This window comes from Georgenia sp. Z1491, from assembly GCF_049856175.1.
Classification (GTDB): domain Bacteria; phylum Actinomycetota; class Actinomycetes; order Actinomycetales; family Actinomycetaceae; genus JB111.
Genome location: NZ_JBNDNA010000001.1, coordinates 273,520 through 287,590 on the forward strand (window position 1 = coordinate 273,520; position 14,071 = coordinate 287,590).

Here is a 14,071-nt window from a genome sequence, read left to right on the forward strand (position 1 = left end):
CGTCGGTATGGACGACGAGCCCCGCGAGACGGTCCCCGGCGCACTCTTCGAGCGGATGTGGCCCGAGCCCGCCACGGTGACGGCCGACGACCTCGCGGCGACCTACCTCGAGCCCGGGGTGCGGTCGAACATGGTGACGTCGATCGACGGGTCGCTGACCATGGACGGCCGGGCGGGCGGTCTGTCCGACCCCGTCGACCAGGCCCACCTGCACCTGGCCCGCAGCGCCGCCGACGTCCTGCTCGTCGGGGCGGGCACCGTCCGCACCGAGGGGTACGGCCCGGTGCGCACCGACGAGGTCGGCGTCGCACGACGCCGGGCTGCCGGCCAGAGCGACCACCCCCGTCTCGCGGTCGTGTCGACGAGCCTCGACCTCGACCCGAGCTCCGCCATGCTCCGCGAGGCGCCCGAACGGCCCCTCGTCCTCACGGTCACCGGCGCCGAGCCGGAGGGCGTGGCGGCGCTCGAGGAGGCTGCCGAGGTCGTGCTGCTGCCGCCGGGCGAGGGAGGCGGCGTCCACGGCCGCGCCGTCGTCGACGCCCTGCGCGAGCGGGGGCACACGCGGATCCTCACCGAGGGCGGGCCCACCCTGCTGGGGGCCCTCGTCGCGGCGGACGCCCTGGACGAGATGCTCGTCAGCTACGCACCGGTCGTCGCCGGCGGCACGGGGCGGCGGATGGTGCTCGGCGCGCCCGAGGCCACGCGCGGCGCTGAGCTGGTCTCGCTGCTGCGGTCCGACTCGTTGCTCGTGGCCCGCTACCGGCTGCGGTAGCCGGGCCGGCCGGCGCCGGGCCTACGCGAGCGACCAGTCGACGTCGAGCATCTCGGCGGACAGCTCCCAGTGCCGGCGGACGATCGCGGGGTCCTTCGCCGCTCGGTTGAGGAGGCCGGGCCGGCGCCGGTCGTTGTAGTAGCGGCCCGAGCGCCAGGTGGTGCCCGGCGTGCCGTCGACGAAGTGCGCCAGCGTCGCGCCACCGCGCTCGGGCCGGGTGAGCAGCGGCCGGAGCGCACCGTGGTACATCCGGCGCATGTAGCCCACGGTCTCGGCGCCGAAGCTCGTCGCGACGACTCCGGGGTGGAAGGCGACCGACGAGATCCCTTGGCGGTGAAGTGCGGCGTGCAGCCCCCGCGTGAACAAGATGTTGGCGAGCTTCGCGTTGCCGTACGCGCGGTCGGCACGGAAGTCGGCCGTGCTCTCGAGGTCGTCGAGGTCGAGGCGGGCGTAGACGACGTTCGCGACACTGGCGGTCGCCACCACGCTCGCGCTGCTCGCGACCAGCTTCGTCCGCAGCAGGTTCGTCAGCAGGTACGGGGCGAGGTGGTTGACCTGGAACGTCTTCTCGAACCCGTCGGCGGTCCGGACGGGCCCGTCGAAGAAGCCGCCCGCGTTGTTGGCGAGCACGTCGATCCGGTCGAGGCTGCGGTCGAGGTCCTCGGCCAGGGCGCGGACCTCGTCGAGGCTGGTGAAGTTGGCGACGTGGTGCTCGGCGCCGACGCGCTCGGCCACGGCACAGGTCTTCTCGGGGGAGCGGCCCACGACGACGAGCCGCACGGAGTCTCCGGCGAGCCGTTCCGCGGCGGCCGCGCCGATCCCGTCGCTGGCGCCGGTGAGGACGATGGTGCGCATGGGGACCCTCCGGGGCCGGCTGGTCAGTCGGACGGCGCGGTCGTCGCGTACGTCGCCGTCTCCTCGTCCGCGAGGGACGGCGGCGTGCCGAGGTCGGGGTGGACGCCCACCTTGTCGGCGTAGAAGGCGCGGATCACGTCCATGTCGGCACGGACGTCGCCGGTGAGGCGAAGCCTGGGGCCGAGCCCGGTGGTGCGGGTGACCGAGTCGAGGAAGCCGAGGATGACCGGCAGGTCGGCCGCGCGCGCGATCCGGTAGAAGCCGGACTTCCAGTGCTCCCGGCGTCCGCGCGTGCCCTCCGGGGTGATGACGAGGTGGAACGCCTCGCCGCGAGCGGAGCGGGCCACCAGATCCGCCACCAGGCCCTCCGGGTTGCCCCGGTCCACGGGGATCCCGCCGAGCGCACGGAAGAACGGGCCCGCCACGCCGTCGAAATACTCCTTCTTCATCAGCACCTTCGGCGTGAGATCGCGCGACCACGCGATGCCGAGCATGAGGACGAAGTCCAGCTGGGCCGTGTGCGGCGCCCCGATGAAGATCGCCCGTGGCTCGGTGACGTCGGTGGCCACGAGGCGGTACCGCGCGGCGGCGAGCAGAGCCTTGCCGAGGGCGCGACGCAGGGGGCGGAGGGAGGGCACGTCCACACGCTATCCGCTGGGTCGTGGCCGCGCCCGGTGGTCGGGGCAGTAGGTTCGGGTCATGAGCGACACCGGCTACGGGGACTTCGAGTTCGAGCGCAAGTTCGTCTGCGCGGGCCTCCCGCAGATCGTGGCCGCCGAGGCGGACCCGGTGCTCATCGTCCAGGCCTACCTGCTCGCCGACGAGGGGTACGCGGTGCGGGTGCGCGTCCAGGGGCCGGGCGCCGGCTTGCACCCCGCCGACCTCGACGGGACCGAGGAGGTGCTCGACGAGCTGGCGCCGCGCGTGGAGTTCGCCGCGCTCACCGCCAAGGGACCGCACGTGGGCGGCACGCGCTACGAGGCGGAGCGCGAGCTGGACCCGGGCGTCGCCGTCGAGCTCGTCCGACGCGGGCGGCACCACGTGGTCAAGCTCCGGCACTCGGTCTGGCTCGGTGACGACGGCTGGGTGATCGACGAGTTCGCCGGCGCCAACGCGCCGCTGGTCGTCGCCGAGTGCGAGCGCGGCGGCCCCGTCGTCGACCTGGTGGTGCCCGACTTCTGCGTGACCGAGGTGACCGAGGACCCGAGGTTCGGCAACGAGCACCTGGCGGTCGAGCCGTACGGCACGTGGCGGGCGGCCTTCGAGCGCGAGCTCGCCGTCACCGGCCCCGCCTTCTCCCAGGAGTTCGGCCGGAACCGGCTGCCCAGCCAGGGGTGATCCGGGCCGGTCCCGCCCGGCCCCGACGCCCCCGTCCGTCCCGCTACGGCCGGACCATCACCTTGATCTCGCGGCGCTCGTCCATCGCGGCGTAGGCCTCGGCCACCCGGTCGAGCGGCTCGGTCGCGGTGAAGACGGCTCCGGGCTCGATGCGCCCGGCCCGCACGTCCGCCAGCAGCTCGGGGACGTAGGCGCGGGCGGGCGCGACGCCCCCGGCGAGTGCCACGTTGCGGCTGAACAGGGAGCGTGGCCGGATCCCGCGGGTGACGCCGTGGGGCACGCCGACGTACCCGACCGTGCCGCCCGGCCGTGCGCACGCGATGGCCTGGTCCATGGACTCGTCGGTCCCGACGGCCTCGAGCACGACGTCGGCGCCCGGCACGCCGAGCAGGTCGGTGAGCTCGTGGACGGCGTCGTCGCCGCGCGTGGTGAGGATGTCGGTCGCGCCGAACCGCCGCGCGAGCTCCTGGCGGTCGGGGTAGCGGGAGAACGCGACGACCCGGGACGCGCCGAGGTAGGCCGCCGCGAGGACGGCCGACAGCCCCACGGCGCCGTCGCCCACCACGGCGACCGTCGCACCCTCGCGCAGGCCGGCCGAGCGGGCGGCGTGCAGGCCCGTCGCCATGACGTCGGACAGCGTGAGGAGGTGGGCGAGGAGGTGATCGTCGACGTCGGCGGCGTCCAGGCCGGCGGCCACCAGGGTGCCGTCGGCGAGCGGGACGCGCACGGCCTCGGCCTGGAGGTGGCCGGTGGGCAGCCCGTCGCCGTCCTCGGCGCCCCAGAACCCGCCCCTCTCGCACGAGGTCTGGATGCCGTGGCGGCAGGCGAAGCACACGCCGCACGAGTACGCGAAGGGCACGACGACGAGATCGCCGGCGCGCACGGTGCGCACCTCGGCGCCGACCTCGTCGACGATGCCGACCGCCTCGTGGCCGATGGTGCGCGGCGCCTTCACGGGGACGACACCCCGGTAGTGCCACAGGTCGGAGCCGCAGACGCACGCCGCGGCGATGCGGACCACCGCGTCCGTCGGGGCCAGCAGGGCGGGGTCGGGTCGCTCCTCGACCCGGACGTCGTGGGCGGCGGCAAGGACGGTGGCTCGCATGAGCCCAGCGTCCCACCGGAGGGCGCGGCCGCGCGAGCGCGGTCAGGCGCCCCCGAGCTCGGTGGAGTCGTCCATCCGCCACATCGGCGGGGCGTCGATGTGCTCGCCGTGCGTCTCCCACGTGCGCCACCACGTGTCCGCGTGCGCCGGGACGTGGCCGGCCGGCAGCACCTCGAGCAGGTCGCGGACCTCGTTCTTCACCTCGGTGAGCTCGTCGACGAGGGCGGTGCGGGGCTCGCTCGCCGGCCCGCGGTGGAGCAGGCGGCGCAGCTCGGCGCGCAGGTCGGTCCGCTGCGCGGGGTGACGCCCGCCCGGGTCCGGCGTGGCCGGTGCGGCCCCGGGAGCCGACGGGCGGGACGTCGCCGGTCCCGCGCCCGGCCGTGCCGGCGGTCCCGCCGCGGTGCCGGGGCGGGCCAGGCCGGCGAGCCCGGAGGCGCCGTCGGACTGCTGGACGCGTCCGGAACCGTCCGGGGCGAGCAGCAGCTCCTCGATCTCCCAGGCCCGGCGCCGCGCGCGGATGAGGGCGGAACCGGCGTCCTCGTCGCCCTCGGTGGCCGACAGGTGGGTCTGGGCGGCGCGGATCCACCCGTGGTCGGCCATGAGTGCGGTGAGGCCCCGGTCGACCGTCATGGTGTCGTGGACGTCGACGGTCGCGTGGACGACCTTCGCGCCGGACTTGCGGGCGAAGACGACCTCGTCGCGCAGCTGCTCGTCGGACATGATCGAGGTGCCCGTGCGCATCATCACCGAGACGATGTCGGTGCCCACCCGGGCCTCGCCGGCGTCGGCGCCGGGCGGGTGGCAGACGACGGCCCAGACGTCGGAGACGCCGAGCTTGTCGATGACGACGTCGGCCGGCAGGTTCTCGCGCACGCCGCCGTCGATGTAGTGCTCGCCGGCGATCGGGATGGGCTCGAAGACCGCGGGGATCGCGCACGAGGCCCACACGGCGAGGGTGAGGTCGGTGGCGGTGACCGGCTCGCCGTCGTCGCCGAGCACCGGGACGTCGCCCCGGTCGCGCAGCACGCCGTCCTGGTCGGCGAACCGCAGCTCGCCGGACTGCAGGCCGACCATCGCGATGCGCAGGACGACGCCGGAGGCCCGGACCCGCGCGGGGTCGAAGGTCTCGGCGTCGATGAGGGAGTCGACCACGGGTCCGGGCGTGTACATCGAGCCGGCCTGCGCGGCGCCGCGCAGGATCGAGGCGAGCTCGCCGCCGGCCCGGCCGAGCGCCGGCAGGTTGCCGATCATCTGCACGATCTGGGCGGCGGTCCAGCCGCCGGGCTCCTCGGCGGCGGTCGACCGGCCGGCGCGGGCCTCCGCCGCGGTCTCCGGCACCGTGCCCGCGGGCGTGGTGGTGCGCTGGCCGGTGCCCCGGTTGATGGGGTCGAGGAGCTGGAGGTAGCTGGGCCCACGCTCGCTGAGCGTCTTCCACCACGGCTGGGGCACGAACATCGCATCGGGGGAGTCCATCGCCCGCCACAGCGTGTCGAGGTGGTCGAGCCAGGCGCGCTGCTCGTCCCGCGTCGATCCCTGAGCGATGATCGCCGCCACGATCGCGCCGGCGGAGGCCCCCGCCATCACGCGGGGCGCGATGCCGACCTCGTCGTAGAGGTAGCGGAGCGCGCCGAGGTGGAAGTCGGCGCGGGAGCCGCCTCCCGAGAGGACGAGGCCGGTGGTGCGGTTGCGTCGGCGTCGCGCGCTCGGCACCCATCGTCCGGGCGTCGGGCGGGGACTCATGGCCCCAGGGTAGGTGGCGTGCCCGACCGCGGGGTAGGCGGTCGTCAGGCGGGGGTGGGCGGGCCGATGACGGCATCGACCATCCGGCCGGCCTCGGCGCGGTCCGGCGGGGTGCGGCTGAGGACGCGCAGGACGACCGACCCGACGAGCGCCTCGGCGATCTCGTCGAGCGGCGCGCCGGGGTAGAGGTTGGCGCCCGTGCCGGTCGCGGCTCGCAGGCGCCCGACCATCGACTCCTCACCGGTCAGGCTCTGGCGGACGCGCAGGCCGATGTCCGCGCTCTCGATGCTCGCGGAGACCAGCGAGCGCAGGATGCCCTCGCCCTCCGGCCGTCCGATCGTGCGGAAGACGACGAGGACCCAGTCCGTGAGGTCCCGGCGCAGGTCGCCGGTGTCCGGCGCGGTCACGCTCTCGGGCAGAAGCATGCCCTCGACGAGGCACTCGGCCACCAGGTCGGCCTTCGAGCGCCACCACCGGTAGATCGTCTGCTTGCCCACCCCGGCCTCGGCCGCGATCCCGGCGATCGTCATGGCGTCGTAGCCCTGCTCGCCGAACAGCCGCGCCGTGGCCTGGAGGATCGCCAGCCGGGCCGTCTCGGAGCGCACGGGCCCGCTGCGGGTCGAGGTCATGTCGTCGGGGGTCCTTTCGTGCGTGTTCCGGCCGTCACCATAGGCGGCCGAGCGTTGACGAGACGAAACGTCTCGTCTTAGCCTAGCCGAGGTCGCCCGCGTGCAGCGGGCTTTCGCATGTCGACACGGAGGAGCAGGGCGCACATGGCCGGATGGCTGTACGGGGTAGGGACGTTCGCCGCACGGCACGCCAAGGCGGTGCTCGGCGCCTGGCTGGCCGTGCTCGTGCTCGCCGGAGGGGCGTTCGCCGCCTTCGCCGGCACCCTCACCGGCTCCTTCGACATCCCCGACACCGCGTCGTCCGAGGTGATCGCCGAGCTCGAGGAGGAGCTGCCCGACCAGAGCGGCGCGACCGGGACGGTCGTCCTCCGCTCCGAGGACGGCTCCTTCACCGACGAGCAGATCGCGGCCGTCGCCGACCTCGGCGCCGACATCGAGGAGCAGGACGACGTCGCCGCCGTCGTCGACCCGTTCGTCACCCAGGGCGAGCTCGAGGGGCAGGCGGCCGAGCTCGAGACCGGCGCCACGGACCTCGAGACGGGACAGGCCGAGCTGGACGCCGGTGCGGCCGAGCTCGAGGAGGGGCAGGCGCTCCTGGACGAGGGCCGCGCCGCCCTGGACCAGGAGCAGGCGAGCCTCGACGAGGCGCGCGAGCAGGCCGAGGCGGCCGGCGCACCGACCGAGGAGATCGAGGCGGGCCAGGCCGAGATCGACGCCGGTCGCGCCGAGCTGGACGCCGAGCAGGAGCGGATCGACGAGGGCCGGGCCGAGCTCGAGTCCGGCCAGGCCGAGCTCGACGCCGGCCGCACCGAGCTCGAGCTGGGCACCGAGCTCCTCCAGCACGCCGAGGGCATCGGCGTCGTCTCGGACGACGCCTCCACCGCGCGCCTGACCGTGTCCTTCACCGAGCCGATGCTCGAGCTCGACGACGCCTCCCGCGAGGCGGTGGTCGACGTGGTCGAGGCCGCCGAGATCGAGGGCGTGGAGATCGTCCCGGCCTCCGACCTGTCGATGACCGTCCCCGAGGTCCTCGGCGTCGGCGAGGTGATCGGCGTCGTCATCGCCGCGATCGTGCTCGTCGTGGTGCTGGCCTCCGCGCTGGCCGCCGCCTTCCCCATCGTCACCGCGATCACCGGGGTCGGGATCGGCTCCCTCACCACCCTCGCCTTCTCCGGCGTCATCCAGATGTCGTCGGTGACGCCGGTCTTCGGCGTGATGCTCGGCCTCGCGGTCGGCATCGACTACGCGCTGTTCCTCATCAACCGGCACCGCACCCAGCTGCTCGAGGGCACCGAGGTGCGCCGGTCCATCGCGCTCGCGACCGGCACCGCCGGCACCGCGGTCGTCTTCGCCGGGTCGACGGTCGTGCTCGCGCTGCTCGCCCTCAACGTCGTCGGGATCCCGTTCCTCGGCGTCATGGGCACCGCCGGCGCGGTGAGCATCGTCGTCGCCGTGCTGCTCGCCGTCACCGCGACGCCGGCGCTCCTCTCGCTGGCCGGCACCCGCATGCTCGGCCGCAAGGGTCGCGAGCGCCGCGAGGCGGCGCTCGCGGCGGCGGCCGACACCGCGGCCGGCGCCTCCCCGGCCTCGACCACGCCCGGGCAGGAGCCCGCGCGCCCGATGTCGACGGGCTCCGCGATCGCGCGGGTGCTGGTCGGAGTCGTCGCGCTGCTCGTCGTCGCGATCCCGGCGCTCGACATGCGCCTCGGCCTGCCCACCGGCGAGAACGAGCCGCAGGAGTCCGACGCCTACCGCGCGCACCAGATCGTCTCCGAGGAGTTCGGCGAGGGGGCGAACGGGCCGCTGCTCGTCACCGCGGACCTGCCGGGCGACCTGGACGAGACCGAGCTGCTCCAGGCGCAGCTCGAGGTCGTGCGCGAGATCGCGGACCAGGAGGCGGTCGTCGCCGTCGCACCGATCGCGGTCTCCGAGGACGGCACGCTCGCCTCGTTCCAGGTCCTGCCGGAGGAGGACCCCAACGGCGAGTCGACGGCCGACCTCGTCCACGACCTGCGCTCCCTGCCGCCCGTGAACGGCGAGTACGAGCTCGGCGTCGCCGGGCAGTCCGCCATCAACATCGACATCTCCGAGGGCCTGTCCGACGCGCTGCCGGTCTACCTCGCCGTCGTCGTCGGGCTGTCGTTCCTCATCATGGTCACCGTCTTCCGGTCGATCCTCGTGCCGCTCGTGGCCACGGCCGGGTTCGTCCTGTCGCTGTTCGCCACCTACGGCGTGGCCACCGCGGTGTTCCAGTGGGGCTGGCTCGCCGAGCTCATCGGCGTCCACTCGACGGGGCCGATCCTCAGCTTCCTGCCGGTGATAGTGGTCGGCGTGCTGTTCGGCCTGGCGATGGACTACCAGCTCTTCCTCACCACGGGCATGCGGGAGGCGTACGTCCACGGCGCGTCCGCGCGGGTCGCCGTCGCCGAGGGGTTCCGCGCCGGGCGCCGCGTCGTCACGGCCGCCGCGCTCATCATGATCGCGGTCTTCGCCGGCTTCATCAGCTCGGACTCGGTGATGATCAAGTCCTTCGGCGTGGGGCTCGCGGTCGGCGTCCTGTTCGACGCGTTCGTCGTGCGCATGCTCATCGTCCCCGCGACCCTGCACCTGCTCGGCCGGTCGGCCTGGTGGCTGCCGAGGTGGCTCGACAAGGTCGTCCCGAACGTCGACGTCGAGGGTGCCGCGCTCGTCGAGCAGCAGCCCGCGCCGGCCGGTGGAGGGTCGACCGGCGGCAGGCACGCCGCGGGCGAGCCGGTGCACGAGGAGCAGCCGACGTCGTCGGGCTCCGGGCGGCACACCCGCTGACCGGCGGGCGCCGGGCTACGGCGTCAGCGCGTCCGGGATCTCCGCGCGCAGCCAGGCCCCGACCGCGTCGACGAGGGCGTCCACGGCGCCCGTGACGGAGCCGGGGTCGGCCGCGGCGGTGAGCACCGCGCCCGTCCGCTCGGCGAAGCCGGCCGGCAGCGACCCGCACAGCGCCGGCACGAGGGTGCCGAGCCGCTTCTCGCCGGGGTGGGTGCGGCGGTTGACCGCGAGCACCAGGTCGTGGACCATCGCGAGGAGCTCGGCGACGCGGTGGTTGAGGGCCACGAGGTCGCCCCGGGCCGCGGCGGTGGCGATCTGGGCCGGGAAGCTCGTGATCGTGCCGCGCAGCAACGGCCACCCGTGGGCGACGATCGCCGCGCGCAGCTCCTCGGGGTAGTCCGCCTGGGCCCGGCCCCGGAGGCGAGTGACGTGGCCGGCCGGGTCGGCCACCGGCAGCCAGTGCCGCACCGTGTGCCAGTGCGCCGTGGAGTAGCCGACGGACGGCTCGTGGCGCGTGAGGACGGCGTCGAGCCGGTCGGCGACCCAGGCCGTGTCCCAGTACATGACGTCGAGGTCCAGCCCGGAGGCGTGGGTCCACATGTCGGTGGTGTCCCAGTACCGCTGGTCGAGGTCGAGCCGTCGCGCGCCGCCCAGCGCGTCGACGACGGCGGCCCGGGTGGGCACGGGCGGGGGTGCGCCGTCGGACAGGACGTAGAGGTCGACGTCGGAACGGGCGTCCTCCTGGCCCGTGGCCAGCGAGCCGCCCGCGGCGACCCCGACCACCCCCGGCAGCGCCGCGTACGCCCGCGCGGCGGCGAGGACGAGCCGGGTGGTGGGGCCCAGGCCGTCGTCGGTCGGGCCGGCGTCTCCGGTGGCCCCGGCGCCGCCCGCGGTCCCGTCCGCCCCGGTCACAGCAGCATCCCCAGCACGCCGCTGCCGAGCGTGAGGCGTTCGATGCGCATCGGCGAGCGCTCCATCCGGTCCTCCAGCCCGGCTCGGTCGGAGGCGCGGGCGAGGTCGATCCCGACGAGCGCCGGGCCGGTCTCCCGGTTGTTCTTCTTCGTGTACTCGAAGTGGATGATGTCCTCGTCCCCGGACAGGGTGTCCTCGAGGAAGCTGCGCAGCGCGCCGGGCTCCTGAGGGAACGTGACGAGGAAGTAGTGGCGCAGACCCTCGTGGATCGCGGAGCGCTCGACGATCTCGGCGTACCTCGAGACGTCGTTGTTCCCGCCCGAGACGAGGCAGACGGCCGGCCCGCCGTCGCCGATCTCGACCACTCCGGAGGAGACCGCGGCCGTCGCGAGGGCGCCGGCGGGCTCGGCGATGATCCCGTCGGTCTGGTACATGGCGAGCATCTCGGTGCACACCGCGCCGGTGGGGACGGAGACCACCTCGTCGACGAGGTCCCGGACGATCTCGAAGGGGACGCGCCCCGCCCGTGCGACCGCGGCGCCGTCGACGAACGCGTCGACCTCGGGCAGCCGCACGGGACCGCCGGCCGCGAGGGCGGCCTGCATCGAGGCGGCGCCCTCGGGCTCGACGCCGACGATCCGCACCCCGGGTACCCGGTTCTTCAGGGCGAGGGCGACGCCGGCGAGCAGACCGCCACCCCCCACGGGCACGACGACGACTCCCGGCTTCTCGCCGTGCTCGGCACTCTGCTCGGCGATCTCGACCCCCACGCTGCCCTGGCCGGCGATCGTCAGCGGGTGGTCGAACGGGTGCACGTAGGTCAGGCCCTGCTCGGCGGCGAGCTCGCGGGCACGCGTGTCGGCGTCCTCGAACGGGCCGTCGACGACGACGGTGGTCACCCAGGGTCCGCCGATCTCGTCGATGCGGGCGCGCTTCTGACGGGGCGTCGTCCCCGGCAGCACGACCGTGCCGTGGATGGACAGGCGGGAGCACGCCAGGGCGACACCCTGCGCGTGGTTGCCTGCCGAGGCGCAGACGACCCCCGCGCCGCGCTCCTCCTCGCCGAGGGCCGCCATCACCGTGTAGGCGCCGCGGACCTTGTAGGACCGCGTGAGCTGCAGGTCCTCGCGCTTGAGGAGCACCCGGTGGTCGGCCCGCTCGGACAGCCGGGGGTTCGACTCGAGCGGCGTGCGGCGGACGACGGGCCGCAGCAGGTGCGCGGCGCGGCTGACCGCGGTGGCGGTGGGAGTCTCCATCCCCCCATCGTGGCACCGCCGCATCCGCACCGCGGCCGATGATCAGACCGTGCGACACGCCTCGGCGCGGGGCGAGGTGGGCCCGTCGCACGGGCCGGACCGCGCGACGTGCGACGGGTCCCGCGTCCCTGGACCCGTCTCAGACGGTGGCGTCGCCGTCGTCCTCGCCGCGGCCCTTGCCGTCCGCGCCGTCGCCGCGGTTGCGGACCGCGACGAACCACACGGCCGCGCCCGCCGCGACGACCAGGGCGATGCCGCCGATGAGCCATGCGTTGCGGCTGCCGGGCAGCCACGAGTCATCGTCGGACCCGGTGTCGTCCTCCGACGCGGCGGCGTCGTCGGCCCCGTCGTCGGACGTGCCGTCCTCGTCGGACGCGTCCGTCCCGTCGCCGGCGCCCTCGGCGGTGTCGTCCGTCGTCGCGTCGTCGTCGGAGCCGGCGGCCCCGGCGTCGTCGGTCGCGGCGCCCTCGGCGGTGTCCTCCGTCGTCGCGTCGTCGTCGGTACCGGACGTCCCGGCGTCGTCGCTCTGCGTCTCGTCGTCGCCGGAGGTCGTCACCGTGAACGGGATCTCGCCCTCGATGCGGTGGCCGTCGGAGGAGATGACCGACCAGACGAGGGTCTGCTCGCCGTCCTCGATCTCGGGAAGCTCCCAGATGGCGTCGCGCCCGTCGTAGGTGGGCTCGTCGAGCTCGGTCTCCTCGCCGTCGGGGCCCTGCAGCACGGCGACGCCGCCGCTCGGCGTGAGCTCGGCGGAGTACGTGAGGACCGCTTCCGTCGGTGCCTCCTCGAGGGTGTCCCCGTCCGCGGGGTCGGACTCGACGAGCGTGTCGTGCGCCAGGGCCGGGGTCGCGGTGAGCGCGAGGCCGAGCGAGGCGAGCACGGCCACCGCCGTGGCGCGTGCGCGCACGGCGGGCCGCCGGGCGGATGCGTCCCGGCGTCCGGCGCGCGGTGCGGTCCGGGCGATCAGGCGTGACATCGGTGGGGTACCTCCTCGACGACCCGGGCCCGGTCCTCCGGGCGGTGCCACCCACCATAGGACGGGTGCGCGCGGGCGCGGCTGCGCCGTTCAGTCCCGAGGACCGACCAGCGCGGCGACGGCGTACCCGTCCTCGTCCTGCACCACCTCGAAGTCCCACCCGGGGAACTCGCGCTCGGCGACGACCTCGACGTCCTGGTCGCCGGGCTCGCGACGCCACGTGTCGAGCACGACGGCGTCGGGCACCGGGTTGCCGTCGTTGCCGATCCAGTGCACGCGCGTGGTCGGGACCAGCTGGGCGAGCAGGAAGATGTCGGCGGCGACGACCGGCTCGTCGCCGTCGCGGGGCCGGACGGCGCTCGCGGCCGCGACGGCGTCGTGCGCAGCCTCGATGCGCGGGCTCGGCCGGGGTGCGCCGTCGGCGAAGGTCGTCACCAGCGGCAGGGTGGGCCACACGGCGAGCGTGCTCGTGACCGAGACCCCGACGGCGACGGCCCGGGCGAGCCGGGGACGCGCGGGCGACCGCACGACGTCGACGAGCGCGGCCACCACCACCGGCATGAGGATCGCCGAGTAGTGCCACTCCCACCCCCAGTAGTAGGGGACGTTCCCGACGAACCGCCAGGCCAGCGTGGGCAGCAGGAGCCACATCAGCGGGGAGCGGACGCCCAGGAGCCCGGCGGTGAGCGCGAGCAGGGCGAGTGTGACGACCTTGACGGGCGGCCACAGGATCGTCACCGCGGTGGCGAACCAGTCGGCGTGCTCCTCGCCGATGCGGTCGACGTAGTCGTAGGAGCCGCCCGGGTTGAGCAGCGGCAGGATGACCACGACGGCGAGGAAGACCCACACCACGCCCCACGCGGCCAGCGCGGCCCCGATCCGGCCCGCCCTCGTGGCGAGCGCCTCTCGCCACAGGGGTCCGGTCGGGAGGGTCTCCGCGGGCGCCAGGCCACCTGCGGGCGCGTGGTTGCCGGCGGTGGCCCGGGCCGGTGTCCTGGTGCGTGCCGGCGCGGCGCGCCAGACCATGACCACCCCGAGCGCCGCGACGGTGAGCCCCAGGTCCTCCTTGACGAGGACGAGGGGCGCCGCCCACAGCGCGGCCGCCAGCGGGCGGTCGCGCAGGAACGCGGCGAGCGACAGGGCGAGCAGCGGCACGGCGAACGCGATCTCGTGGAACTGGGCGAGCACCGCGCCCTGCAGGCCCCACGAGAACGCGTAGCCGACGCCGAGGACCGTCCCGGCGGCCCGCCCGATCATCTGCCGGGCGACCGACGTGATCGGCACCGCGCTGAGCGCGAGCAGCACCGCCTGCGTGACGAGCAGCGTCCAGCCCGACGGGTGCAGCCGGTACAGCGGCCCGAGGGCGACGAGGATCGGATGGAAGTGGTCGCCGAGCAGGTTGAACCCGGGCCCCTTGATGTCGACGACCGGTGGCCCGCCCTCGCTGTACGCGCGGGCGAGCTGGGTGAAGATGCCCAGGTCCCACGACGGCGTCGCGACGTCCCGCCAGCCCGGCCAGGCGAGCGCGACGTACGCGATCCCGGCGACGGCCGCCACGAGCCACGGCACGAGCAGGTCGTCCCAGCGGCGCGGGCGACCCGTCCCTGTGCGCCGCCGCCTTGCGCGTCGAGGTCGTGCCTCGGATGGCGAGATCGTGCCTCGCACGCACGACCTCGACGCGTC

The 14,071-nt window shown here is 74.9% G+C and carries 12 protein-coding genes; 3 read left to right on the forward strand and 9 right to left on the reverse strand.

The window, feature by feature from the left end:
* The first annotated feature begins 7 nt into the window (after window positions 1–7).
* Window positions 8–772 carry a dihydrofolate reductase family protein gene (locus ACPYO4_RS01325; protein WP_425707397.1) on the forward strand — a complete coding sequence of 255 codons (765 nt, stop codon included), beginning with the start codon at window positions 8–10 and terminating at the stop codon, window positions 770–772.
* Between the two features lie 21 nt (window positions 773–793).
* Here the strand turns inward: ACPYO4_RS01325 and ACPYO4_RS01330 are convergent, their stop codons facing one another.
* Both ACPYO4_RS01330 and ACPYO4_RS01335 read right to left on the reverse strand, forming a co-directional pair.
* Entirely contained in the window at window positions 794–1,627 is an 834-nt protein-coding gene (locus tag ACPYO4_RS01330) for an SDR family NAD(P)-dependent oxidoreductase (RefSeq protein ID WP_425707398.1), read from the reverse strand.
* Window positions 1,628–1,650: 23 nt separating this feature from the next.
* Window positions 1,651–2,265, reverse strand: coding sequence for a 1-acyl-sn-glycerol-3-phosphate acyltransferase (locus ACPYO4_RS01335; RefSeq protein ID WP_425707399.1), 615 nt, complete (start codon window positions 2,263–2,265; stop codon window positions 1,651–1,653).
* Between the two features lie 61 nt (window positions 2,266–2,326).
* Here ACPYO4_RS01335 and ACPYO4_RS01340 point away from each other — a divergent pair, with 61 nt between their 5' ends.
* The gene (locus tag ACPYO4_RS01340; protein ID WP_425707400.1) at window positions 2,327–2,965 is read left to right on the forward strand and encodes a hypothetical protein; all 639 of its coding nucleotides are present in this window, start codon (window positions 2,327–2,329) and stop codon (window positions 2,963–2,965) included.
* 43 nt (window positions 2,966–3,008) lie between these two features.
* Here the strand turns inward: ACPYO4_RS01340 and ACPYO4_RS01345 are convergent, their stop codons facing one another.
* Genes ACPYO4_RS01345 through ACPYO4_RS01355 form a run of 3 tightly spaced genes read right to left on the reverse strand, consistent with a single transcriptional unit; the run spans window position 3,009 to window position 6,439 of the window.
* Window positions 3,009–4,070 carry a zinc-binding dehydrogenase gene (locus ACPYO4_RS01345; protein WP_425707401.1) on the reverse strand — a complete coding sequence of 354 codons (1,062 nt, stop codon included), beginning with the start codon at window positions 4,068–4,070 and terminating at the stop codon, window positions 3,009–3,011.
* A gap of 42 nt (window positions 4,071–4,112) precedes the next feature.
* On the reverse strand, window positions 4,113–5,810 hold the full coding sequence (locus ACPYO4_RS01350) for a patatin-like phospholipase family protein (protein ID WP_425707402.1): 1,698 nt from the start codon (window positions 5,808–5,810) through the stop codon (window positions 4,113–4,115).
* A 44-nt stretch (window positions 5,811–5,854) separates the two neighbouring features.
* Window positions 5,855–6,439, reverse strand: coding sequence for a TetR/AcrR family transcriptional regulator (locus ACPYO4_RS01355; RefSeq protein WP_425707403.1), 585 nt, complete (start codon window positions 6,437–6,439; stop codon window positions 5,855–5,857).
* Between the two features lie 144 nt (window positions 6,440–6,583).
* Between ACPYO4_RS01355 and ACPYO4_RS01360 the strand changes: the two genes are divergently transcribed.
* Window positions 6,584–9,244, forward strand: coding sequence for an MMPL family transporter (locus ACPYO4_RS01360; RefSeq protein ID WP_425707404.1), 2,661 nt, complete (start codon window positions 6,584–6,586; stop codon window positions 9,242–9,244).
* A 15-nt stretch (window positions 9,245–9,259) separates the two neighbouring features.
* Here the strand turns inward: ACPYO4_RS01360 and ACPYO4_RS01365 are convergent, their stop codons facing one another.
* The 4 genes from ACPYO4_RS01365 to ACPYO4_RS01380 form a co-directional block, all read right to left on the reverse strand.
* On the reverse strand, window positions 9,260–10,156 hold the full coding sequence (locus tag ACPYO4_RS01365; RefSeq protein ID WP_425707405.1) for a DUF4037 domain-containing protein: 897 nt from the start codon (window positions 10,154–10,156) through the stop codon (window positions 9,260–9,262).
* Entirely contained in the window at window positions 10,153–11,412 is a 1,260-nt protein-coding gene (gene ilvA, locus ACPYO4_RS01370; RefSeq protein WP_425707406.1) for a threonine ammonia-lyase IlvA, read from the reverse strand. The genes ACPYO4_RS01365 and ilvA overlap by 4 nt, the downstream gene beginning before the upstream one ends.
* 139 nt (window positions 11,413–11,551) lie before the next feature.
* Window positions 11,552–12,388 carry a copper resistance CopC family protein gene (locus ACPYO4_RS01375; protein WP_425707407.1) on the reverse strand — a complete coding sequence of 279 codons (837 nt, stop codon included), beginning with the start codon at window positions 12,386–12,388 and terminating at the stop codon, window positions 11,552–11,554.
* 90 nt (window positions 12,389–12,478) lie between these two features.
* The gene (locus ACPYO4_RS01380; protein ID WP_425707408.1) at window positions 12,479–13,957 is read right to left on the reverse strand and encodes a DUF2079 domain-containing protein; all 1,479 of its coding nucleotides are present in this window, start codon (window positions 13,955–13,957) and stop codon (window positions 12,479–12,481) included.
* Window positions 13,958–14,071: the final 114 nt, after the last annotated feature.